The sequence below is a fragment of the Intrasporangium sp. genome, from assembly GCF_035280925.1.
Lineage (GTDB): Bacteria > Actinomycetota > Actinomycetes > Actinomycetales > Dermatophilaceae > Intrasporangium.
Map to the genome: position 1 here is coordinate 77215 of NZ_DATEEY010000181.1, position 22168 is coordinate 99382.

Here is a 22168-nt window from a genome sequence, read left to right on the forward strand (position 1 = left end):
GTGGCTCAGCCCATACCGAGGGCATCAAAGGCACTGACGACCCGGTCGAACGGGTTCGTCAGGCCGTGGTCGACCGCGAGCCTTGACATGAGGGCCGGATCGGCCACCCGGGTCGGCGCGCTGAGGTCGATCTCTCCGATGGGTGCGTCCCGGACGACCTCGACGACCCTCGGCGCGGCGTCCAGGTACTCGGCCCCCGCCTCGAGCCGGGCCCGCTGGGCACCCTTGATCGCCGGGTCGCCCGCGTCGATCGCCGCCCGGAGCGCCTCGAGCGACCCGTAGGTCGTGATGAGCTTGGCGGCCGTCTTCTCACCGATGCCCGCGACGCCCGGCAGGCCGTCGCTCGAGTCGCCCCGGAGTACAGCCATGTCCGCGTAGGCAGCGCCGCTCGGGATGCCGTACTTGTCGAGCAGGAACGCCTCGTCGACGACGTCCGGGTTGCGCACGCCACCGCGCGCCGTGTACAGGACCCGGATCTCGTTGTCATCGTCCACGAGCTGGAACAGGTCGCGGTCCCCGGTGACGATGTCGATCGGGAGCCGGCCGCGGTACAGCGTCGCGAGCGTGCCGATGACGTCGTCGGCCTCGTGCCCGTCGACGCCGACCCGGGCGACGCCGAGCGCCGTGAGCGCGTCGACGATGATCGGCACCTGAACGGCCAAGGCGTCGGGCACCTGTTCCTCGACGACCCCGTCGACGGTGCCGGAGACGCGGTGCGTCTTGTACGTCGGGATCGCCTCCACACGGAAGGCCGGCCTCCAGTCGTTGTCCCAGCAGGCCGCGAGGTGCGACGGGCGCGAGCGCTCGACGAGCGTGGCGATCATGTCGAGCAGGCCCCGGACGGCGTTGGTCGGGACGCCGCGCGGTCCGATGACCTCTGGGACGCCGAAGAATGCCCGGAAGTAGAGCGATGCCGTGTCGAGCAGCAGGAGACGTCCGGTCGTATCGGTGATGCGGGCCATGCGGGCCATCGTGCCATCTCGCAGGGACGGTCCCCACCGTGGAACGCCCGCCGTCGTCGAGGTCCGTGCGACTAGGGTTTCGAGCATGGAAGACCTCGACCGTCGGCTCGTCGGGCTGCTCCTCGCCGACGGGCGCATGAGCTTCACGAATCTGGGCCGGGCGACCGGCCTGTCCACGTCGGCGGTGCACCAGCGGGTCCGGCGACTCGAGGAACGCGGCGTCATCACCGGCTACTCCGCGACCGTGTCGCCAGAGGCACTGTCGCTACCACTGACGGCCCTCATCTCGGTCACGCCGTTCGACCCGAGCGCGCCTGACGACGTCCCGGAGAGGCTCAGGGACATCGGCGAGATCGAGGCCTGCTACTCGGTCGCGGGCGTCGAGAGCTACATCCTCACTGTGCGCACCTCGACGCCCGGAGCTCTGGAGGACCTGCTCGCCAGGATCCGAACCGCGGCGAGCGTCTCCACGCGGACCACGGTCGTCCTGTCCACGCCGTGGGAGGGTCGCAGCAGCGCTGCCGAGCGCCCGGCTCCGTGAGGCCCCGTGAGAGTCAGGCCCGTCTGATGGCGGCCCAGGAGCCAGCTGTGGCCCGGAGCAGGTCGTCGGGGGCCAACTCGACCTGGAAGCCACGGCGACCGCCCGAGACGTACACGGTGTCGTGGCTGGAGGCCGAGTCGTCGACCACGGAGGGCAGCCGTCGGCGCTGGCCGATGGGGGAGATGCCGCCCAGGACGTATCCGGTGCTCCGGGCGGCATCCGCTGGGTCCGCCATGCGAACCGCCTTGACGCCCAACGCCGCCGCCGTCCCCTTGAGGTCCAGCTGACCAGCCACCGGGACGACGGCGACGGCGAGGCCGTCGCCGGTGTCGACGAGCAGGGTCTTGAAGATGCGGTCCGCAGGGACGCCGAGCGCACGGGCGGCCTCGTCCCCGTAGGCGATCGCGGCGGGGTCGTGCTGGTAGGTGTGCCCGGTGTAGGCGATGCCCAGGGCGTCCAGGGCGAGCGTCGCCGGCGTGGTGGGTCCCGCCCCGGACCGCTGGCCGTCCCTCCGTGGTGAGCGGGCCACGCGGCTCAGGCCCTGGCGAGCGAGGCCAGTCCGTCCCAGGTCGTCGTGACGACGATCTCGGCCGCCTCCTGCGCCGACATGCCGGGGCTCTCACTGCGGTAGGCCGCGAGCCGCTCGATGCCTCCGATGATGACTTCGACGAGCGGTACGAGGCGCCGCGATGGAACCTCCGCGAAGCCAGGCAGCATCGTGATGCCCTCAGCGAGCGCCTTGGCGGTCTGCTGCCTGATGCGCTCCACCGACGCGGCCGCCTCGCCGATGAGCGAGCCCTCGGTGCGCAGGAGCGCAAAGCCCCGGTCGTGCTCGTCGATGAAGTCGAAGAAGGCGGTGATGACCGCGCGGACGCGAAGGCGCGGCGTCGCGTCAGGGTTCGACTCCCACGCCGTGATGACCTCGGCGAGGAGCTGGTGTCTCGCCCGCTCGATGGTGGCCGCGAGCAGGCCCTCCTTCGAGCCGAAGTAGTCGTAGATGAGCGGTTTGGTCACCCCGACCTGCTCGGCGATCTCGTCCATCGTCGCCGCCTGGAACCCGCGTGCACCGAAGACTCGCTCCGCCACCTCGAGCATCTGCGTCTCGCGTTCGGCGCGAGGCATCCGGGTCCGGGCGGGCGGCTTGGCGGTCACGAGCGCAGTCTAGGGGTGACGCGGACGGGCACACGGACGCCGCCCAGTGCCTGAGCCGATGGCAGGCGAGCCGCGTCAGACGAGCTGGGACTCGGCGGTGGCACGGCTGGCAGCAGCCCGCTCGGCAGCGGCCGCCATGACCGTGTCGTGGTCGACCGCGTCGCGCCACCACTGCTGCCCCGACTGGGGAAGCGTGTAGATCGGGTCGTAGTAGACGTACTCACGGGAGAGCGCTGCCGTGTCCTCTCCCTCGATGGAGGTCCGGTAGTTCTTGCGCCAGTACGAGATTCCCCGCTCGGTGTCGTACTCGTCCTGCTGGTGGACCCAGCGCTTGCCGACGAACGGCACGTCGCAGACGATCCGAGGGGTCGCGAAGCCGGGCAGGTAGCCCAGGATCGAGTGCTGCAGGTGCTGTGCCTCCGCGAGCGACAGCCTCCAGTGTTCGGCGAACGGGATCATGTCGCACATGTAGAAGTAGTAAGGCGTGATCATGGCGCCGTCCGTCAGGGCGAAGCACAGGTCGAGCAGCTGCTCGGTGGTGTCGTTGACCCCTCGCATGAGCACGCCCTGGTTGCGCACGTCGCGGACGCCGGCCTCGAGCATCGCCTTCGACGCCCGGGCCACCGAGGGGGTGATCGACTGGGCGTTGTTGACGTGGGTGTGGATCGCGAGCGAGACGCCGCGGGCCCGGGCCTTCGTGGCGACCCGGGCGACGCCCTCGACGACGTCCTCGGCGAACCAGTGCTGGGGCAGGCCCATGAGCGCCTTGGTGGCCAGCCGGATGTCGCGGATGTTCTCGATCTCGAGCAGCCGGTCGAGGAACGCCTCGAGGTTCTTCCACGGCATGTTGGCGACGTCGCCACCCGAGACCACGACGTCCCGGACCGCCGGGGTGTCGCGCAGGTAGGTCAGCATCGCGTCGTAGCGGTCGACCGGCTTGAGGTCGAACTTCAGCTTGTTCACCTGCGGCGTCGAGTTGCCGACGAGGTCCATGCGGGTGCAGTGGCCGCAGTACTGCGGGCACGTCGGCAGCAGCTCGGCGAGGACCTTGGTGGGATAGCGGTGCGTCAGGCCCTCGGCGACCCACATGTCGTGCTCGTGCAGCGAGTCACGGGAGGCATGCGGGTGCGACGGCCAGTCGGTGCGCCGGTCCGAGAAGACCGGCAGCATGTAGCGCCGGATCGGGTCGGCGTAGAACGCCTCCGTGAAGTCGTGGCCCGCCGCCGGCATCGGCGTGTCGGTGGAGGGGACCATGGTGTTGAGCATCTGCGGCGGCACGAGCATCGACATCGTCGCGCGCTCGGCCTGGTCCCTCTCGAGGTCGGCGTAGAACCGGTCGTCGAGCAGGTCGCCCATGAGCGCCCGGAGCTGCTTGAGGTTGCGTACGCAGTTGACCCGCTGCCACTGGGCGTTGTCCCAGTCCGCCTGGGTCACGCCCCGCCAGCCGGGGAGGCGCGTCCAGTCGGGCTCCACGAGCTCACGCTGCTGGTACACGTAGGGCTGTTCAACCATCGTCATGCCCTCACGATACCGAAATTTCGTTATCGAATCTTCTATGCTGCCGGAGGATCTTCTGTTCAAGCCGCTTCAGACCGAAGGATCGATCGTGAATCGTGACCTGCCCTCCTCGCCCGTCGGCCTGCACCGGGTGCTCGCCCCGAGTGGCGACGCGATCACGCTCCCGCAGGCGGCGCGACGGCTCGACACGCGACCCGAGCTGTGGCCGGACGAGGTCCGGATCGACGTGGACACCCTCAACCTCGACGCGGCCTCCTTCCGCCAGCTCGCCGAGAAGCACACCACGGAGGGCGTTCTCGACGGCGACGCGGTCCGGTCGGAGGTGCTCGCGATCATCGCCGACCGCGGGAAGATGCAGAACCCGGTCACCGGCTCCGGCGGCATGCTCATCGGCACCGTGGCGGAGGTGGGTCCCGAGAGTCGAGCCGGTCTGCAGGTGGGGGACCGCGTCGCGACGCTGGTCTCGCTCTCGCTCACGCCGCTCAGCATCGCTGACGGCCTTGCCCGATGGGACGGGCGCTCGGAGCAGGTCCCGGCCGAGGGCCACGCCATCCTCTTCGGCCGCACCATCGCGGCGCGCCTTCCCGATGACCTCGACCCGCGGCTCGCCCTCATGGTGATGGACGTGTGCGGAGCGCCGGCCCTCGTCGAGCGCGTGGTGGGGGAGTACATGCAGTCGTATGCCGCTGGGCCCCGACCGCTCACCGTCGCCGTTCTCGGCGGGGCGGGCAAGTCGGGCTCGTTGTCGCTCGCGGCGGCACGTCGCGCCGGTGCCGGGCGCCTGATCGCGGTCGTGCCCAGCGACCGGGAACATGAGCTGCTCGAGCCGACGGGGCTGGCCGACGAGGTCGTCGTGGCTGATGCCCGGTCCCCGCTCGGGTTGAGCCGTGCCGTGGAGGCCGCGGGCGGGCCGGCCGACGTGACGGTCGTGTGCGTCGACGTACCCGGGTGTGAGCAGCCCGCGATCCTGGCCACCGCACAGGGCGGGACGATCATCTTCTTCAGCATGGCGACCAACTTCGCGGCGGCGGCCCTGGGCGCCGAGGGCCTCGCGTCGGACGTGCGCATGCTGATCGGCAATGGCTTCGTACCCGGGCACGCCGAGCTGGCCCTTGACCTGGTCCGCCAGAACGCGGCCGTCCGCGACCTCTTCGAGCGGCGGCTCGCAGTCGACTAGTGGACGGCGCACCGGTGATGATCTTGCGGTCGGGAGGCATCGTGGCAGGAGGAACTTCGGCGTTGGCTAGGCTGACACCGTGACTTCTCCCGCCCGTCTCGAACTCGATCCCGCCGTCGTCCGCAGGGCCCGCCAGCTGGCCCGTCGGGCGGCAGGCCCGGTCGTCTCGATCGCGAAGCGGCACACCACGGTGTCCGTCGAACGGGCCACGCTCCGGCTCGCCGGGCTGGCGGGGGCGGACCACGAGCGAGTGCCCTGGGTCAACCACCTCGTCGAGGCAGTCCGCGACCAGGTCGGCCTCGAGCACGGCGTGACGACTCCGGTCCACGACGCGTTGCTGCGGGGGCAGGCCCCGGACCTGCCGACGCTCGCCCAGAAGGCCTCCAGCGGCAACGTCTCCTTCCGGCTCCCCGCCGGGCGCGAGGAGACGGCCGCCCGACGCGCCGCAGCCCGCGGCGTCTCCGTCGGCCTGAAGCGGATCGATGCGGCCCGACGGACCCGCGAGCGTCTCGTCGCCCGGCTCGGCGACCCGAAGCAGAACCCGTGGATCTACCTCATCGTCGCGACCGGGGACATCCACGAGGACATCCCACAGGCCCAGGCGGCCGCCCGGGAGGGGGCCGACGTCATCGCGGTGATCCGGTCCACCGGACAGTCGCTGCTCGACTACGTCCCGGAGGGTGCGACCCGGGAGGGCTTCGCCGGCACCTACGCCACGCAGGAGAACTTCCGGCTCATGCGCGCCGCCCTCGACGACGTGAGCAAGGAGCTGGGCCGGTACGTGCGCCTCACGAACTACGCCTCCGGCCTGTGCATGCCCGAGATCGCAGCGCTCGCCGGCATGGAGCGGCTCGACATGATGCTCAACGACTCCATGTACGGCATCCTCTTCCGCGACATCAACCCGATCCGGACCTTCGTCGACCAGCGCTTCTCCCGCCAGATCCACGCGCGGGCCGGGATCATCATCAACACGGGTGAGGACAACTACCTGACGACAGCGGATGCCGTGGAGGCCGCGCACACCGTCACCGTCAGCCAGCTGCTCAACGAACGGTTCGCCAAGGAGGCCGGCCTCGAGGACTGGCAGCTCGGCCTGGGCCACGCCTTCGAGATCAACCCGGACCTGCCCGACAGCTTCCGCCTCGAGCTCGCCCACGCCCTCCTGGCTCGCGAGCTGTTCCCCAGGGCTCCGCTGAAGTGGATGCCCCCGACGAAGCACATGACCGGGGACATCTTCCGGGGCTACCTGCTCGACGGCTTCTTCAACCTCGTCGGCGCGATGACCGGCCAGGGCATTCTCCTCGTCGGCATGATGACCGAGGCCGTCGTCACGCCCTTCCTCTCGGACCGGGACCTGGCCCTGCAGAACGTCCGGTACGTCATGAACGCCGCGGGCGGCCTGGCCGAGGACTTCCACCCGCCCCGTGACGGTTTCATCCAGACCCGGGCGAGGCAGGTCCTCGACGAGGCGGTCGACCTGCTCGAGCGCATCGTCCACGACTCCGACGCCGCCGGCGACCCAGCCCTCCTCGCCGCCATCGCGGACGGCACGTTCGGCCTGATGAAGCGTCCCGCGAACGGCGGCAAGGGCCTGGACGGGGTGGTCGAGCGAGCTCCCGGGTATGACAACCCCGCCATCTCAGCCCTCGATGCGGGCACGCCCAAGCCCGCCCAGCGGCATACGGCAGCGTCGGCAGTTCCCGCCAAGGAGGTCGTGAACCGTTGAGCGGCACCATCATTCGTCCCTACGGCGACACGACCGGCGATGGCATGGTCCAGCTGTCGTTCACCCTGCCCGTCCCGCACGACAAGCGCGCCGAGGGGGCCGCCCTGCAGCTGGCCCGGAAGATGGGCCTCGACCCGGCCCTCATCGTCCACACCAAGGCGATGGGCCCGGACTTCACCTTCTTCGTCGTCTATGGCAGCGTCCACCACCTCGTCAACCTCGACGACGTCCACGTCGTCGAGCGTGAGTACCCGCTGCTCACCGCCAAGGAGGCGAACGCGGCGATCAAGCGCACGCTGCGCCGCCCGCTCGTCGTGGTCGGGGCCTGCATCGGCACCGACGCGCACACCGTCGGCATCGACGCGATCCTCAACATCAAGGGGTTCGCGGGGGAGAAGGGCCTCGAGTCCTACTCCGAGATCACGGTGGTCAACCTCGGAGCCCAGGTGCTCGTCCCGGAGCTCGTCGCCCGTGCGAAGGAGGAGAAGGCCGACGCCGTCCTCGTCAGCCAGGTCGTCACCCAGAAGGACGCGCACATCCACAACACGATGCAGATGTCGGCCGCGTTCCGCGAGGCGTCCCCCGCCGGGACGGTGCCCATCCTCGTCGCCGGCGGTCCCCGGTTCGAGGAGGGTTCGGAGGCTCCCTTGGGCATCGATCGGATCTTCGGGCGGGGGACCACGCCCTCGGAGGTCGCGAGCTACCTCGTCCACGAGATGACGACCCGAAAGGCAGGCAGGACATGAGCGAGCCAGCACGATCTTCACGGGCCGAGGTGGGCAGGCGGGTCACGCACCGGCGCTATGTGCCCTACAGCCACGCCCACTATGCCGGCAACCTCGTCGACGGCGCCTACTCGCTCGCGGCGTTCGGCGACGTCGCAACCGAGATGTGCATCATGACCGACGGGGACGAGGGGCTCTTCGCCTCCTACAGTGACGTCCAGTTCAAGGCCCCGGTGCGAGCCGGCGACGTCATCGAGATCTCGGCGGAGATCGTCCGGGTCGGCAGCCGCAGTCGCGAGATGGCCTTCGAGGTCCGGGTGGTGGGACGGGGCAGCTCCGACCGGGGCCCGTCGGCCGCCGACCTGCTGGACCCGCCCATCGTGGCAACCACGGCGCGTGGCGTGGTCGTCGTCCCCTGAGACCCAGCCCAGCGGCATACGGTAACCCCGTGCTGCGTCGCGTCGTGGGTGCCCTCGTCAGTGGGGGAGTGCTGTGCCTCGCCTTCCCGACCTTCGACGTCTGGGTCGCCGCGCCCGTGTCCTTGGCCCTGCTGGCGCTGGTCATCACCGGGGTCCGTCCCCGTGCCGGCTTTGGCCTGGGTTTCCTGGCCGGTCTCGCGTTCTTCCTGCCAACCCTGCACTGGGCAGGGGTCTACGTCGGCAACCTGCCGTGGATCGCCCTCGCGGCGCTCCAGGCGCTCTTCTTCGGCCTCGTCGGCGTCCTGTATGCCTGGCTGTCCCGGCCGGGCCACTCGGGCACGGTCCGACCTGTCGCGTTCGCAGTGGTCTGGGTCGTCGTCGAGGGCCTGCGTGCGAGGGCGCCCTATGGCGGCTTCCCGTGGGTCAAGCTCGCGTTCTCACAGGCGGACTCGCCCTTCGGGCACCTCGCGTCGCTCGGCGGAGCCCCCTTCGTCGGGTTCGCCCTCGCGCTCGCCGGTGCCCTTCTCGCCGTGGTCGCGTCTCGCGCCCTTGGCCGTATGCCGCTCAGCTCGCTCGCGCTCCCCGCTGCCCTCGCCGTGGGGCTGGCTCTGTCGGGGTTGCTGGTACCGCTGCCGACCGAGGGGCCGACGGCGCAGTTCGTCGGTGTCCAGGGCAACGTGCCCCGCCCCGGCCTCGACTTCAACGCCGAGCGGCGCGCGGTGCTCGACAACCACGTCAACGCGACGCTCGCCGCGGCTGGCGAGGGCGCAGGCGGGCAGCCGACCCCCGACCTCTACGTGTGGCCCGAGAACGCGTCCGACATCGACCCGCTGCGCAACCTGGACGCCAACCAGCTGATCCGCAACACCGTGGACCGGATCGGCGTCCCCCTCATCGTCGGTGGCCTGCTGGAGGAGCCGGAGGGCTACGTCTCCAACGTCTCCCTCCTCTTCGAGCCGGGCAAGGGCGAGACGGACCGGTACGTCAAGCGCCACCCGGTGCCGTTCGGCGAGTACATCCCCAACCGTGCCTTCTGGCGCCTCTTCAGCGACCAGGTGGACCTGGTACGGCGCGACTTCTACCCCGGTTCGGAGGTCGGTCTCTTCACCGTCCCGACGGCGTCCGGCCAGACGATCCGGACCGGTCTGTCGATCTGCTTCGAGGTCGCCTATGACGACATCATGCGTGACGTCGTCGACGCCGGCGCCAACGTCCTCGTCGTCCAGACGAACAATGCCACCTTCGGTTACACGGCCGAGTCGCCGCAGCAGCTGGCGATCAGCCGACTGCGGGCGATGGAGTTCGGTCGGTCCGTCGTCCACGTGTCCACCGTCGGCCAGAGTGCCCTCATCACCCCCGACGGGACCGCACACCAGGTCACCTCCTTGTTCACCCGGGCCGTCGTCCGCGGCGACCTCCCACTGCGGGACTCGAAGACGCTCGCCACCCGGTTGGGCGAGGGCCCCGAATGGGCGGCCCTGCTGGCGCTCATCGTGATGCTCGGGCTGAGACAGCGATGGAACGCCCCCGGCCGGATGCGCGTTGACTCGACACGGGGACGCGACGGGGTCCGCCACGGTGGTGCGAGTGACGGGCGGGTGCGGCCCTACGATGACTGAGCCCCCGCTCCCGCGCTGCGGGTGGGGCACACCGAATCGAGCTTGGGAAGATCAAGCCAAGGAAGATCGAGCCAAGGAAATGGGATGACCTCGACGACACGTGAGCCGATTGGGCGAGTCGCGGTGCTCATCCCGACGTACAACGAGCGGGAGAACCTGCCGCGGATCGTCTCCCGCCTGCGCACCAGCGTGCCGGACGCCGACCTCGTCATCCTCGACGACAACTCGCCCGACGGCACGGGCGATGTCGCCGACACGCTCGCCGCCGCGGACCCGAGGATCCGGGTCCTGCACCGGGAGGGCAAGGAGGGTCTCGGGCGCGCGTATCTCGCTGGGTTCGCCCTGGCGATGGACGAGGGCTACGACGCTGCCGTCGAGATCGACGCCGACGGGTCGCACCAGCCGGAACAGCTGCCCGCGCTGCTCGCCGCGCTCCATGACGCGGACCTCGTCATCGGGGCTCGCTGGGTGCGTGGGGGAGCGGTCCGCAACTGGCCGGCCCGCCGCAAGGCCCTCTCGGTCGGCGCCAACGCCTACACGAAGGTGCTGCTCGGCATGCGGGTCAACGACGCGACAGCCGGCTTCCGCGCCTACCGCACCAGCGCGTTGCGGGCGATGGACCTCGAAGGCGTCGAGTCACAGGGGTACTGCTTCCAGATCGACCTGACGCTGCGCGCCGTCCGAGCCGGGCTCACGGTCGTGGAGGTGCCGATCACCTTCGTCGAGCGCGAGGTCGGCGTCTCGAAGATGGGCAAGGACATCGTTCGCGAAGCCCTCACCAACGTCACGAGGTGGGGCCTCGAGTACCGGACCGGGCAGGCCCGCTCGCTCGCGCAACGCGCCCTCGGACGGCCCGTCGAGCCGACATTGGGCGCGGAGCGGCAGCGATGAGCACCGCGCCGCGCCGAGGACGCCTGCGACCGACCCGGATCGCGGCACTGCTCCTGCTCATCGTCCCGATTCTGGAGGTCATGACCCTCATCGCGGTCGGGCAGGCCATTGGTGGCTGGCAGACGTTCTTCCTCCTCGTCGCCATCTCGCTCCTCGGCGCCTGGCTCATCCGGCTCGAGGGGGCGCGCGCCTGGGTCGCCCTGACGCAGGCGTTGCAGAGCGGGCGCATGCCGGCCCGTGAGCTGGCCGACGGCATGCTCATCCTCATCGGCGGCACCCTGCTCCTGACGCCGGGATTCCTCACGGACATCGTCGGGTTCGTCCTCGTCCTGCCGTTCACGCGGCCCGTGGCACGCCGGCTGCTGGAGACGGTCATCAGCCGTCGGCTCATCGCGCAGTCGCCCTACCTCGGCATGGTCTCCGGTTTCGGTGACCCGGGCGTCGGGCCCGAGTCAGGTCGCCCCGATGCACCTCGTCGTTCGCCCCCCTCCGGCGGCGACATCGTCGAGGGCGAGATCATCGACGAGTAGCGCAAAGCGTCGAGTGTGCAGACTCACCGTGGGGCGCACGAGCCGGCCCAGCGGCATACGGGGCGATAAAACGCCACGAGCCCACCCCCACGAACGGGGCGGGCTCGTCTGGCGACGCGGTGAGGGTCAGGCCGACTTCTTGCGGCGCGGCTTCTCACCGCGGGACTCGCGAAGGAGCGTCAGGCGCTCCTCGAGGAGCTCCTCGAGCTCGGGGATGGAACGACGCTCGAGCAGCATGTCCCAGTGGGTGCGCTGGTGCTTGACCGGCTTGGACTCCGGCTCCGGGCCACCCTGCAGACGGGCCTCGAGGCCGCAGCGGCACTCCCACGTCGCGGGCACCTCCGCCTCGACGGAGAAGGGCAGCTCGGTCCGGTGGCCATCGGGGCAGACGTAGACGGTGAGCATCCGCTCACTGGGGACGACGTTCTCGTCACTCTCGAAGCTGCGTGTGCCGAGGTTGGAACCTCGTAGTGCTCGATCTGCCATCTGGACCCCTCCCAAGAAGTCTGTTCTTGGCCTGTACCCCGCAGGTACCTACCCTCACAGACGCTTGAACGAGCCAGACGGTTGCGTTGTTCCCGCAATGTGATATCAGACGATGACCGGGACGGGGTTGCCGGCCTCCTCGATGCCACGGCGCATGTCCACCTTGGCGAGCAGCAGACCGCCCACGACAAAGAAGAAGATGAGCACGACGATCGCCCAGCGGTAGCTGTGAGTGAACTGGTAGACCAGCCCGAAGGCCAGTGTCCCGAGCCAGCTCGTGCCGCGTTCCATGGCCTGGTAGAAGCCGAAGAACTCGGCCTCCTTGCCGCGCGGGATGAGCTGGCTGTAGAGGGACCGGGAGAGAGCCTGGGTCCCGCCGAGCACGATGCCGATGAGGAAGCCGAGCGCGAAGAAGAGCGCAATGGCCTGGGCGGGGACGAAGAAGGCGATGATGACGACCAGGCTCCACAGGGCGATCCCGGCCAGCACCGACCGCCACGCACCGACCCGGGCGGCGGCGGCACCGAAGAGCCGCGCACCGAAGAACGCGACGAACTGGACGAAGAGGAACAGACCGAGCACCGTCTCCTGGGTGAACCCGAGCTCCCTCTGTCCATAGAGGCTGGAGTTGCCGATGACCGTCTGGATGCCGTCGTTGAAGAAGAGGTAGGCGAGCAGGAAGAGCATCGTCTGCGGGTAGAGGCGCAGCTCGCGGAAGGTGGTCGCGAGCTGCTTGAAGCTGCCGCCGACGACACCGGCCTTGCGGTCGACGGGCGTGCCGACCGTTCCGGTGAGGTGGGCCAGGCCGCGCACCGGGATGATCGTGAAGCCGGCCCACCACAGGCCCGCCATGAGCAGGCTGATCCGCGTCGCCATGACCGTGTCGAGGCCGAGCTGCTCCTTGAAGGTCAGCATCGCGAAGTTGATCGCCAGCAGGAGTCCGCCGCCGAGGTAGCCCAGGGCCCAGCCCTTGGAGGAGACCCGGTCCCGCTCGTTCTCGTTCGCGATGCGGTTGAGGATCGAGTCATAGATGACCAGGGAAGCGCCGAGGCAGAGGCTCGCCCCGATGGTCAGGACGACACCGAGCTGCCAGTTCGTCCCGGCGATGAAGAACATGAGGCTGCCGGCGAGGGCCCCCGCCCAGGCGAAGCCCGCGAAGAGCCGGGTGGGCCGAGGGCTGCGGTCGGCGACGGCTCCGATGAGCACGAGGAAGAGGGCGGACACAATCGTCGCGAGGGTCACGGTGTACGCGTAGACCGAGCCGGGGGAGATCGGGATGCCCAGGACGTCGAGGTTGGTGGTGCAGGCGGTGTCGTCCTCGATGCCCGGGCACACGCTCTGGGTGGCGACGTGGGTGAGGTAGGGGCCCATGAGGACCGTCGCGGTCGTCGTGACGTAGGCCGAGTTGGCCCAGTCGTACCAGTACCAGGCCCGCTGTTCCCTGGTCTCGGGGCGGGCCGCGTTGACGGGCTCGTTGACGGCGACGTCGGTCATGCGACGCACTCTCGCACACCGTCGCCCGGGCCTGGATGCCGGACACGTCACGTTTGCGCGACTGGGTCAGACCGTGACCAACGAGACGACCGCGACGACCAGCGTCGACACGACCTCGCCGATGCCGAGCTGCTTGGGAGTGAACCCCAGCCCGGGCACGACGGCGGCACGGACGGTCAGCAGGAGGAAGACCAGAGCGAGCCACGGGGAGAAGGTGAGGACGACCACGGTGGCCACCGCATGGGCGGCGATGCTGACACCGAGGAAACGCCGGTTGCCCCGCTCACGGATCGCCGACTTGACGTAGAAGACCGTTCCGGCGAAGTACAGGAACTGGGTCAGGGCCAGCAGCCAGGCGCGCTGCAGGTCGGTGCCGGGTCCCGCCGCGTAGGCGACGACCGTCATCAGTCCCGAGCCCACGACGGTCACCAGACCCGAGAGCAGCTCCCGCTCACGTCGAGCCGCCGCAGCCCACAGGCCCACGCCGAGAGGCACGATGAACAGCGGGGCCCAGGCGATGAGACTCGGCTGCACGGCCAACGTCACGAGGCCGAGCAGCGCCGCACCGGTGCCGTAGGCCCGAACCGGTGGCCAGTAGCGCGGACGTCGGCGTGCCTTGAGCCACAGGCTGGTCGCGAAGAAGGCGAAGTAGCCGACGAACCACAAGGCCGTGAGCGGCACGTGCACCCACGCCGGTCCGCCGGCGAGGATGCCGACGGCCAGGGGAGAGGCGAGCATGGCCCACGCGCCGTGCTGGTTGGGCACCCAGCCGGGACTGCGCGACCTGCTCACGCTTCGAGCCTAATCGTGGCGCGGACGGCTCCTGGCGCCGGTTACCCGTGAGTTTCGCCACCGCACGGCCGGCATCTCCCGTCGCGCTTGACACCGCGTCGTACGGTGGTGGCGCATGCCGTTTCACCAGTCCCGTCAGGTCAAGGTCCTCGGCGCCGTCGTCGCGCTCGTGGCCCTTCTCAGTGCGTGCGCTGCTGCCACGCCTGCGCCCCTCTCATCGAGCGACCGACGGACGTCCAGCCCGCCGGCCATGATGGCGACCACGGAGCCGACTCCCGCGCCGACGGTGACGACGCCATCCTCAGTCAGGCCCTCGAAGCGGATCGCCCGACCGTTCGATGCCTCCGCCGCCCGCGACCTTGTCGAGCGCCTGGCCGAGATCGGCCCCAGGGACGCCGTGAGCAAGGCCTACCGACGCGCTGCCAGCCTCGTGGCGGACGAGTTCACCGACCTGGGCTACACGGTGCGCCGGCAGGAGGTGCCCGTGCCTGCGGGCGTGTCCTGGGGCGTCAGGGTTGCGGGGGGCAAGACGGTGAACGTCATCGCGGATCCGCCCGGCTTCGATGCCCGGCGACCGCACGTCGTGCTCGGCGCGCACCTCGACACCGTGCCGCGGGCCCCGGGCGCCGAGGACAACGCGTCGGGCGTGGCGGTCATCGTGGAGCTCGCCAGAATGCTCCGCGAGCAGCCCGCGAGGCTCCCGGTGCGCCTCGTCGCGTTCGGTGCCGAGGAGTCCCGGGGATCGGGCTGGCAGTGGTATGCCTTCGGGTCGCGCCACTTCGTGGGCACTCTCGATGCCGCGCAGCGCAAGGCGGTCAGGGCGATGGTGTCCCTGGACCGCGTCGGGCGGGCCGCCACGGCCGTCCCGGTGTGCCACGGTGGCCGAGGGTCGACCGCGGTGGCCGACGACCTGCGGGACGCGGCGACCATCCGGACGAAGGCGTGCGTCAACCGGGCGAGCGACCACGTGTCGTTCGAGCGGGTCGGCATCGCCGCAGCCCGGATCGGGAGTGTCCCGTACGACCAGTACCACTCGTCGCGGGACGTCGCGGGCGTCGTCGACCCGGGCCAGCTCGGCCGGTCCGGCAGCGTCGTGTGGACTTGGCTGCACGTACTGTGACGGCCGTAGGGAGGTGCAGAGCCGGCCTCTGCACCTGTTGGACCTCGCATGGCCTGGCGCCGATAATCGACATTATGTCACTTCGGTGATCCGAGCGCGCTCATTCGCTCCCCTGATCGCGCCGGTCAGAGGTGCCGGAGGCTGCGCTTGCGGGCCAGCACGTCCGCAGGCATGCCCGGGCCGGGCTGGGCCCGCACCTCGGCGGGGTCCTCGACGACGCCGCACCGGGTGCAGCTGAGCCGGCTCGTGACTGCCTCGCCGCACGCCGTGTGGCGGTACTCGATCGGCGGTCCGTCCGGAGCGGACCACCGGTCGCCCCACTGCGTCAACGCGACGATCGCCGGGACCAGGTCGCGTCCCTTGGCCGTCACGACGTACTGCGGCGTCCCCGGATGGCCGGCGCCCGGCCGACGCTCCATGATCCCGGCCCCGACGAATCCCTCGAGCCGTGCCGCCAGGACGTTCGTCGCGATCCCGAGCGTGCGCTGGAAGTCGCCGAATCGCGTCGATCCCGCGAACAGCGCGTCTCGCAGGATGAGCAGGCTCCAGCGCTCCCCCACGACCTCCAGGGCGCGCGCCATCGAACACACTTCCGAGTCATACGTCTTGCCGAGCATGCGCCCAGTCTAGGCGCGCGACTTGCATGACGAAATCGCCTCGGGGCTACCCTTGGGCGCGATGCAGTGTGACTACTTCGACCGTGGCCGATGCCGCTCCTGCACGTTCATGGGCATGCCGTATGCCGCTCAGCTCGCTTCCAAGCAGGAGCGCTGCGCTGCCGCCCTGGCCGGGGTCGCCCCCGCCCTGACGTGGTTGGCTGCCGTGGCGGGACCCGACTCCGCTTTCCGGAACAAGGCCAAGCTCGTCATTGCGGGACGGGCCGGAGCCGTCACCCTCGGCATCCTCGACCATGCCGGGCGAGGCGTCGACCTCCGCGAGTGCGGCCTCTACGAGCCCGGCCTGACCCGGACCTTCCCCGTTCTGGCCGACCTCATCGACTCGCTCCGCCTCGAGCCCTACGACGTGGCCGCGCGTCGCGGCCAGCTCAAGCACCTGATCGTCACGCACTCACCCGACGACGAGCTGATGATCCGCTTCGTCCTGCGGACCGCCCACGAGATCCCCAGGATCCGCAAGGCCCTGCCGCGGCTGGTGGAGGCCCTGCCGGGCATCGCTGTCGTCTCGGTGAACCTCCAGCCCGAGCCCAAGGCCATCCTCGAGGGCGAGACGGAGCTCGTCCTGACCGAACGCTCCACCCTGCCCATGCGCGTCAACGACGTCGTGCTCGGCCTGCGACCGAACAGCTTCTTCCAGACGAACACCGCTGTGGCGGCCGCGCTCTACCGTCAGGCGCGCGAGTGGGTCGAGGACCGCTCCCCCGGCTCCGTGTGGGATCTCTACTGCGGTGTCGGCGGGTTCGCTCTCCACGTCGCCGGCCCAGGTCGTGTGGTCGTCGGGATCGAGCTGGCCCCTGACGCCGTCGACAGCGCCGTGGCCAGTGCGAGTGACCTGCGGGGGCAGCACCCGGACCTCGGGCCGATCCGCTTCGCGACGGCGGATGCCACGGCCCAGGTCGGCGCCGATCTGGCAGGGGTCGACCTGGTCATCGTCAATCCGCCTCGCCGGGGCATCGGGCCGGACCTGGCCGGTCGGCTGGAGGAGTCGGACGTGCGGGACGTCGTCTACTCCAGCTGCAACGTCGACTCACTGGCGCGGGACCTCGCCGCGATGCCCTCGTTCCGCGCGCACGAGGCTCGGCTCTTCGACATGTTCCCGCAGAGCAACCACCACGAGGTCATGGTTCGCCTCCACCGGACCTGAGACCCCAGTTCAACCCAATCGAGTGAACAGAAATCGGGCCACAAGTCCCCAGTTCTTGTTCACTCGATCGGGTGGTTGGGGTTGAGCCAGTCAGGAGTCACAGGGAGTCACCGGCTGCGACGTCCGAGGCCCGCTGCGTAACCGTCCAGGGCCTCGAGCACCTCAGGCGATCGGTAGACGCGATTGCGTTTCCACCCCGTCGATTCCACGAGGACACCGGCGTCCACGAGACGGGACAGCGCTGCGTGTGCGGTGGGCGCGGACACGTCGAGGTCGGCCATGACGAGCTTCGCCGTGACGACTGGCTGGCGCAGCAGCAGGTCGGCGATGGGCCACACGGCGGAGTCCGACCGGGCCTCCACGCGCCGGTCCCAGTCGCCCCGCACCTCCCGGAGGCGGTCGACGAGCGCCTCGCCCACCATGACCCCGGCGCGGGCGGCGTCTGCTACGCACCGAAGGATCGGCTCGGCATCGCCGGCTCGGTAGGAGCCGAGCGCCGCGAAGTACCGGTCCTTGGCCACGAGGAGGCCGGCCGAGATCGGGACGGTGACCCGGTGGATCACGCCGGTGCTGAGCAGGGACGCGTGGAGCAGGGCTCGGCCGGTCCTGCCGTTGCCATCCGCGAAGGGGTGGATCGTCTCGAACTGCGCATGGGCGAGTGCCCCGAGGGCCAGCGGCGGCACGTCGTCGCGGTCCAGGAACGCCACGAGATCGTTCATCAGGTCCGGGACCTCTGCGGCCAACGGAGGCACGAACTCGGCGTCACCGGGATGCAGGCCGGTCCCGCCGACCCAGACCTGCTCCTCTCGCCAGCGCCCGGGCCGGAGCCGCTGCTGACCGGTCATCAGGGCGCGGTGCATCGACAGGATGGATGCCACGTCCAGATCCCCCGCCAGGTCCATCGCAGCCTGCATGGTGCGGACGTTCGCGAGGATGGCGACCGCGTTGGTCCGGTCGCCTGCTCCGATCGCCGCCTCGGCCAGGGCTCGTGCCGACGAGGTGAGGTTCTCGATGTGCGAGCTGGCCGCGCTCTCCGAGCGGAGCAGGATCGCGGCAAACGGTGCCACCTCACCCGCTCCCCCGGCATCGAAGGCGGTGAGGAGTCTGGTCGCGTCGTCGAGGTCGGCCGCCACGTCCCCCGGCAGCTCGACCGCCACCGTGGCGATCTCCGGCACGACCGCCGGCTGGTAGTCCGTCGGAATGCTGCGCCGCGCGCGCCTCGAGGTCGTCGCGATGCCCTCGGGCTGCGATGCCCACGGGATCACCTGTGAACTGGTCGCCGGCCACTGCAATGGGAGGCCTCCTGATTAAGGTTACGTATCTATCCTTAACCAAGGTTACAGGAAGTCGGCTGGGTCGCCTGCCCCGACGCGGGCGATCTCCGGGTAGCTGCCGGAGTAGTCGACGACCGTGGTCGGCTCGAGACCGCACTCGCCGGAGTCGATGACGGCGTCGATGACATGGTCAAGTCGGTCCTTGATCTGCCACCCGTCCGTCATCGGCTCCTCGTCGCCGGGGAGCAGCAGCGTGCTCGAGAGGATCGGCTCGCCCAGGGCACGCAACAGCTCCCGGACGACGGGGTGGTTCGGGATGCGCACCCCGACCGTCCGCTTCTTCGGATGGAGCAGCCGGCGCGGCACCTCCCTGGTCGCCGGCAGGATGAACGTGTAGGGCCCGGGCGTGTGTGCCTTGACCGCTCGGAAGACGGCGTTGTCGAGTTGGGCAAGTTGCCCCAGCTGGGCGAAGTCGGCGCACACGAGCGTGAAGTGGTGCCGCTCGTCGAGGCCCCGGATCCGCAGGATCCGATCCTTCCCCTCCTGGTTGTCGAGCGAGCATCCGAGCGCGAAGCACGAGTCCGTCGGGTACGCGACGAGCCCACCGTCACGGAGGATCTGGACGGCTTGGGCGATCGCCCTCGGCTGCGGGTCGACCGGGTGGACATCGAAGTACTTCGCCATGACGCAACCCTGCCACGTCGACCTCTCGGCACGTGCTCCCGCGGGGGCTCAACCAGCGGTGCTCAACCGGCGAGGGCCTCCGCGAGGCGCTCGATGCCGAAGTCGAAGGCGGCGTCGACGTCTCCGCCCATCCGGAACGCGTCAGCGAGCTCCATCGACACGAACCCGCTGGCCCAGGCGGTGAGCGTCCGGGCAGCCTCCAGCGCACGCTCGGGGCCCGCGAGCTCCGTGCTGATCCGCAACACCGTGGCGGCCGCCCGGCGCAGGATCTCCGGGTCGGGCCGAGCCTCCTCATCGCCGGGGCTGAAGACGAGCCGAAACGCCGCAGGGCGCTCCCTTCCGAAGCTTCGGAGGGCGCGCACGGCGGCTCCGAGCGCAGCTCGGGGCGGCATCCCCGGCGGAGCGGCCGCGTCGACCCGACTCCCGATGTCCCGTGCCGCATCCGCGGCGACGAGGCGCACGAGCGCGGCGCGCCCCGGCACGTGCTTGTACAGCGACGGCGCCCGCACCCCGACCGTGGCCCCAACCGCCTGCATGGACAGGCCGTCGGGGCCGTTGGCCTCGAGCAGCTCCGCAGCGGCGCGGACGATGGCGTCGATGGACGTGCGTCCCGGTGCTGGCATCGGACCCCTCAACTATTGCCATTAGCCTTGATGGCTAAGTATCGTAGCCATCATTACATCCACGTTCATCGGGAGGCAACCCATGCAGATCGCCCCATCCGTGCACCGCGTCGGCAACGACGTCATCGCGTCCTACCTCGTCGTGGGCGACGACGGCGTGACCGTGGTGGACGCTGGACTCGGTGGACACTGGCGGGAGTTCGTGCGGGAGCTGACCCGGCTCGGCCGCAGCGTCGACGACGTGAAGGGCATCGTGTTGACGCACGGCGACACCGACCACCTCGGCTTCGCCGAGCGGCTCCGGGCCGAACGGGACGTCCCCGTGCACGTGCACGCTGCCGACGCGTCGCGGGCGAGAGGGGAGGAGAAGGCGCACGCCAGCTTCGGGCCATGGCGCCCTGGCGCGACCGCGCGGTTCTTCGCCTACGCCGCCATGCACGGCGGCTTGCGCACCAGGTATGTGCGGGAGGTCCGCGAGGTGGCGGACGGCGACGTCCTGGACCTGCCCGGGTCGCCACGCATCGTCGGCCTCCCCGGCCACTCGCCCGGCAGCGTCGCAGTTCACTTCCCGGCCCTCGACGCCGTGATGGTCGGAGATGCGCTCACCACTCGCCACGTCCTCACCGGACGAACCGGCCCGCAGCCGGCCCCCTTCACCGACGACGAGGCGGTGGCCCTGCGCAGTCTGGACCGGCTCGCTCGCCTGGACGCGCGATGGGTCCTGCCCGGCCACGGTGCGCCCTCCGACGCAGGGACGACGGAGGTCGTTCGACGGGTGCGTGCGGCGGCGGGCGCACTCCCGCGCTGAACGGCCAGCCTCGTGCCCGCACCGGCTGCGCCCGGTGGCTCACTGGGCGAGGCTCGTGGCCGGCACCCACAGGGCGCACGGCTTCGTCGAGCCCGCCCTCACGCCGCCGCAGGGTGGCAGCTCCTTCGGCGGCTCGAGGTCGTCCGTTGCCTCATCGCGCCTCCAGAGGGCGATGCTGGGTCGCCAGAGCTCCGTGACGACTGCACAGTCGCACGTCACCCCTTGGCCACACAGGCGCTTCGTCAGGCTCACGGCACGCCGCGCGCGAACGAGACGGTAGTGCTCGGCCCAGCCGAGCGAGTCACTGCAGCGCGCCGCTGCCGTCATCCGGTGGACAAAGCAGGCCAAGCACTCACCGGGTGTGGGCAGGACGCCGATGTGGGGATCGATCGGGCTGCCGGTGAAGATGTGGGTGACGTTGGACATGGTCCTCCCTTTCGCGGCCAGCCTGTGGCGAGCCGACTACTGCCGCCAGGAGCCCGGGCCGGTCCTGTGGACCCTCTGAGTCAGCGCGCTGGGATGTGGACAAACCCGCATCATGCCCCAGCGCCGTCCCGGCGCCGCACGACCAGGGCCCGACCTGCGACCCCTACCAGCAGGACGAGGACGCCCGCAATGAGGGACGTGATGGGCACCCGGAACGCCAGCACGACACATCCCACCAGGCCGACCACCTGAAGAACACGCGGGTAGATCCTGTCCGGGCCGGTCTGGGTCAACGCCGCCGCGTTCGCGATGGCGTAGTAGATCAGCACCCCGAAGGACGAGAAGCCGATGACCCCGCGCAGGTCGACGACGAGCACGAGCACGGAGACGACGCCGGCGAGTGCGACCTCGGCGACGTGGGGCACGGCGTAACGGTCGTGGACCCGCGCCAGGGGACTGGGCAGGTCGCCCTCCCGTGCCATGGCGAGCGAGGTCCGTCCGACCCCGGCGATGAGGGAGAGCAGGGCGCCCAGGGCGGCGACGGCAGCGGCCACGATGACGACGGGAGTGAGCCACGCCGCATACGGCGTCCTCTCTGCGGCCTCGCGCAGGGGCGCCTCGGCCGCTGCGAGTGCGGGAGCACCCAGTCGATCGAGCAGGACCCACCCGGTGACGGTGTACAACGGGACCACGATGGCGAAGGCGATGATGATGGCGCGCGGGATGCTCCGACGCGGGCTCGAGACCTCCTCGCCCATCGTCGCGATCCGGGCGTACCCGGCGAAAGCGAAGAACAGCAGTGCCGCGCCCTGGGCGACCCCCGCCCAGCCGACCGGGGCCTCGAGCGTGACCGGCGCCGGTGGCGCCCCGGACGCCACCGCGACGAGGGTCACCACGAGGAGGGAGAGGACGACGGCCACGAGGATCCGCGCGAGGCGCGCCGTGCGGGTGACGCCGTGGTAGTTGACCGTGGCGAGAACGATGACGGCCGCGATCGCAACGGGGCGCTGCCAGGCACCCGGGACGACGTAGGCGGCGAAGGTCATCGCCATGGCGGCGCAGCTGGCGGTCTTGCCGATGACGAATCCCCAACCCGCGACGAACCCCCACCCCGGTCCCAGCCTCTCGCGGCCGTAGACGTAGGTGCCCCCGGACGTCGGATACTGGGCGGCGAGCTGCGCGGACGACGTCGCGTTGCAGAACGCCACCACCGCGGCCAGGCCCAGGGCGAGGAGGAGCAACGTGCCTGCGGCAGCGGCCGCGGGGGCGAAGGCGGTGAACAGGCCCGCCCCGACCATGGAGCCGACGCCGATGTGCACCGCGTCGGCCGTGGTCAGCCGACGGGCCAGAGCTGGCTGCGAGGCCACGCCCTGCAGT

24 protein-coding genes are annotated in these 22168 nt (G+C 70.3%); 11 read left to right on the plus strand and 13 right to left on the minus strand.

The annotated features are described in order from the left end of the window. Positions 1-5: 5 nt before the first annotated feature. Positions 6-962 (minus strand): 5'-3' exonuclease, encoded by a 957-nt coding sequence (locus VJN29_RS16840; RefSeq protein ID WP_324144790.1) that lies wholly within the window; start codon positions 960-962, stop codon positions 6-8. A gap of 85 nt (positions 963-1047) precedes the next feature. Here VJN29_RS16840 and VJN29_RS16845 point away from each other — a divergent pair, with 85 nt between their 5' ends. After that, positions 1048-1503, plus strand: coding sequence for an Lrp/AsnC family transcriptional regulator (locus tag VJN29_RS16845; protein ID WP_324144791.1), 456 nt, complete (start codon positions 1048-1050; stop codon positions 1501-1503). Positions 1504-1516: 13 nt separating this feature from the next. Here VJN29_RS16845 and ybaK read toward each other — a convergent pair whose 3' ends face one another. From ybaK to VJN29_RS16860, 3 genes are all read right to left on the minus strand, one after another. Then, the gene (ybaK, locus tag VJN29_RS16850) at positions 1517-2032 is read right to left on the minus strand and encodes a Cys-tRNA(Pro) deacylase (protein WP_324144792.1); all 516 of its coding nucleotides are present in this window, start codon (positions 2030-2032) and stop codon (positions 1517-1519) included. A gap of 5 nt (positions 2033-2037) precedes the next feature. After that, on the minus strand, positions 2038-2655 hold the full coding sequence (locus tag VJN29_RS16855) for a TetR/AcrR family transcriptional regulator (RefSeq protein WP_324144793.1): 618 nt from the start codon (positions 2653-2655) through the stop codon (positions 2038-2040). A gap of 75 nt (positions 2656-2730) precedes the next feature. Next, the gene (locus VJN29_RS16860) at positions 2731-4173 is read right to left on the minus strand and encodes a lysine 2,3-aminomutase (protein ID WP_324144794.1); all 1443 of its coding nucleotides are present in this window, start codon (positions 4171-4173) and stop codon (positions 2731-2733) included. An 88-nt stretch (positions 4174-4261) separates the two neighbouring features. On the opposite strand from VJN29_RS16860, the gene VJN29_RS16865 reads away from it, so the two are divergent. The 7 genes from VJN29_RS16865 to VJN29_RS16895 all read left to right on the plus strand — a co-directional run bounded on the left by VJN29_RS16865 (position 4262) and on the right by VJN29_RS16895 (position 11263). After that, entirely contained in the window at positions 4262-5350 is a 1089-nt protein-coding gene (locus VJN29_RS16865) for an L-erythro-3,5-diaminohexanoate dehydrogenase (protein WP_324144795.1), read from the plus strand. 79 nt (positions 5351-5429) lie between these two features. Continuing rightward, on the plus strand, positions 5430-7079 hold the full coding sequence (locus VJN29_RS16870; RefSeq protein ID WP_324144796.1) for a lysine 5,6-aminomutase subunit alpha: 1650 nt from the start codon (positions 5430-5432) through the stop codon (positions 7077-7079). Then, positions 7076-7825: an OAM dimerization domain-containing protein gene (locus VJN29_RS16875; RefSeq protein ID WP_324144797.1), complete on the plus strand. Its 750-nt coding sequence runs from the start codon at positions 7076-7078 to the stop codon at positions 7823-7825. The genes VJN29_RS16870 and VJN29_RS16875 overlap by 4 nt, the downstream gene beginning before the upstream one ends. Then, complete coding sequence (locus VJN29_RS16880; protein ID WP_324144798.1) at positions 7822-8223, plus strand: hotdog domain-containing protein; 402 nt, start codon at positions 7822-7824, stop codon at positions 8221-8223. Before VJN29_RS16875 ends, VJN29_RS16880 begins: the two co-directional genes overlap by 4 nt. A gap of 29 nt (positions 8224-8252) precedes the next feature. Beyond that, positions 8253-9842, plus strand: coding sequence for an apolipoprotein N-acyltransferase (gene lnt, locus VJN29_RS16885; RefSeq protein ID WP_324144799.1), 1590 nt, complete (start codon positions 8253-8255; stop codon positions 9840-9842). Positions 9843-9926: 84 nt separating this feature from the next. Further along, a complete protein-coding gene (locus VJN29_RS16890) occupies positions 9927-10733 on the plus strand; it encodes a polyprenol monophosphomannose synthase (protein ID WP_324144800.1) in 807 nt (268 codons plus the stop codon). Then, on the plus strand, positions 10730-11263 hold the full coding sequence (locus VJN29_RS16895; protein WP_324144801.1) for an FxsA family protein: 534 nt from the start codon (positions 10730-10732) through the stop codon (positions 11261-11263). The genes VJN29_RS16890 and VJN29_RS16895 overlap by 4 nt, the downstream gene beginning before the upstream one ends. Before the next feature lie 126 nt (positions 11264-11389). Here the strand turns inward: VJN29_RS16895 and VJN29_RS16900 are convergent, their stop codons facing one another. The 3 genes from VJN29_RS16900 to VJN29_RS16910 form a co-directional block, all read right to left on the minus strand. Beyond that, complete coding sequence (locus VJN29_RS16900; RefSeq protein ID WP_324144802.1) at positions 11390-11749, minus strand: RNA polymerase-binding protein RbpA; 360 nt, start codon at positions 11747-11749, stop codon at positions 11390-11392. 105 nt (positions 11750-11854) lie between these two features. Then, positions 11855-13243: an MFS transporter gene (locus VJN29_RS16905; protein ID WP_324144803.1), complete on the minus strand. Its 1389-nt coding sequence runs from the start codon at positions 13241-13243 to the stop codon at positions 11855-11857. Between the two features lie 66 nt (positions 13244-13309). After that, positions 13310-14035, minus strand: a complete 726-nt coding sequence (locus VJN29_RS16910; protein WP_324144804.1) for a YwiC-like family protein — start codon at positions 14033-14035, stop codon at positions 13310-13312. 115 nt (positions 14036-14150) lie between these two features. On the opposite strand from VJN29_RS16910, the gene VJN29_RS16915 reads away from it, so the two are divergent. Further along, a complete protein-coding gene (locus tag VJN29_RS16915) occupies positions 14151-15155 on the plus strand; it encodes a M28 family metallopeptidase (protein WP_324144805.1) in 1005 nt (334 codons plus the stop codon). 125 nt (positions 15156-15280) lie between these two features. Here the strand turns inward: VJN29_RS16915 and VJN29_RS16920 are convergent, their stop codons facing one another. Next, positions 15281-15772 (minus strand): helix-turn-helix domain-containing protein, encoded by a 492-nt coding sequence (locus tag VJN29_RS16920; RefSeq protein WP_324144806.1) that lies wholly within the window; start codon positions 15770-15772, stop codon positions 15281-15283. Positions 15773-15833: 61 nt separating this feature from the next. On the opposite strand from VJN29_RS16920, the gene VJN29_RS16925 reads away from it, so the two are divergent. After that, positions 15834-16976 (plus strand): methyltransferase domain-containing protein, encoded by a 1143-nt coding sequence (locus VJN29_RS16925; RefSeq protein WP_324144807.1) that lies wholly within the window; start codon positions 15834-15836, stop codon positions 16974-16976. 107 nt (positions 16977-17083) lie between these two features. On the opposite strand, the gene VJN29_RS16930 is transcribed toward VJN29_RS16925, so the two are convergent. The 3 genes from VJN29_RS16930 to VJN29_RS16940 form a co-directional block, all read right to left on the minus strand. Further along, positions 17084-18241 (minus strand): Fic family protein, encoded by a 1158-nt coding sequence (locus VJN29_RS16930; protein ID WP_324144808.1) that lies wholly within the window; start codon positions 18239-18241, stop codon positions 17084-17086. Between the two features lie 72 nt (positions 18242-18313). Next, positions 18314-18934: an L-threonylcarbamoyladenylate synthase gene (locus VJN29_RS16935; protein WP_324144809.1), complete on the minus strand. Its 621-nt coding sequence runs from the start codon at positions 18932-18934 to the stop codon at positions 18314-18316. A 62-nt stretch (positions 18935-18996) separates the two neighbouring features. Then, on the minus strand, positions 18997-19557 hold the full coding sequence (locus VJN29_RS16940) for a TetR/AcrR family transcriptional regulator (protein ID WP_324144810.1): 561 nt from the start codon (positions 19555-19557) through the stop codon (positions 18997-18999). An 82-nt stretch (positions 19558-19639) separates the two neighbouring features. Between VJN29_RS16940 and VJN29_RS16945 the strand changes: the two genes are divergently transcribed. After that, positions 19640-20365 carry an MBL fold metallo-hydrolase gene (locus VJN29_RS16945; protein ID WP_324144811.1) on the plus strand — a complete coding sequence of 242 codons (726 nt, stop codon included), beginning with the start codon at positions 19640-19642 and terminating at the stop codon, positions 20363-20365. Positions 20366-20404: 39 nt separating this feature from the next. Here VJN29_RS16945 and VJN29_RS16950 read toward each other — a convergent pair whose 3' ends face one another. Together VJN29_RS16950 and VJN29_RS16955 are read right to left on the minus strand one after the other, a co-directional pair. After that, positions 20405-20791 (minus strand): DUF2695 domain-containing protein, encoded by a 387-nt coding sequence (locus tag VJN29_RS16950; RefSeq protein ID WP_324144812.1) that lies wholly within the window; start codon positions 20789-20791, stop codon positions 20405-20407. Between the two features lie 110 nt (positions 20792-20901). Beyond that, positions 20902-22158, minus strand: a complete 1257-nt coding sequence (locus VJN29_RS16955) for an APC family permease (RefSeq protein ID WP_324144813.1) — start codon at positions 22156-22158, stop codon at positions 20902-20904. Between the last annotated feature and the right edge of the window lie 10 nt (positions 22159-22168).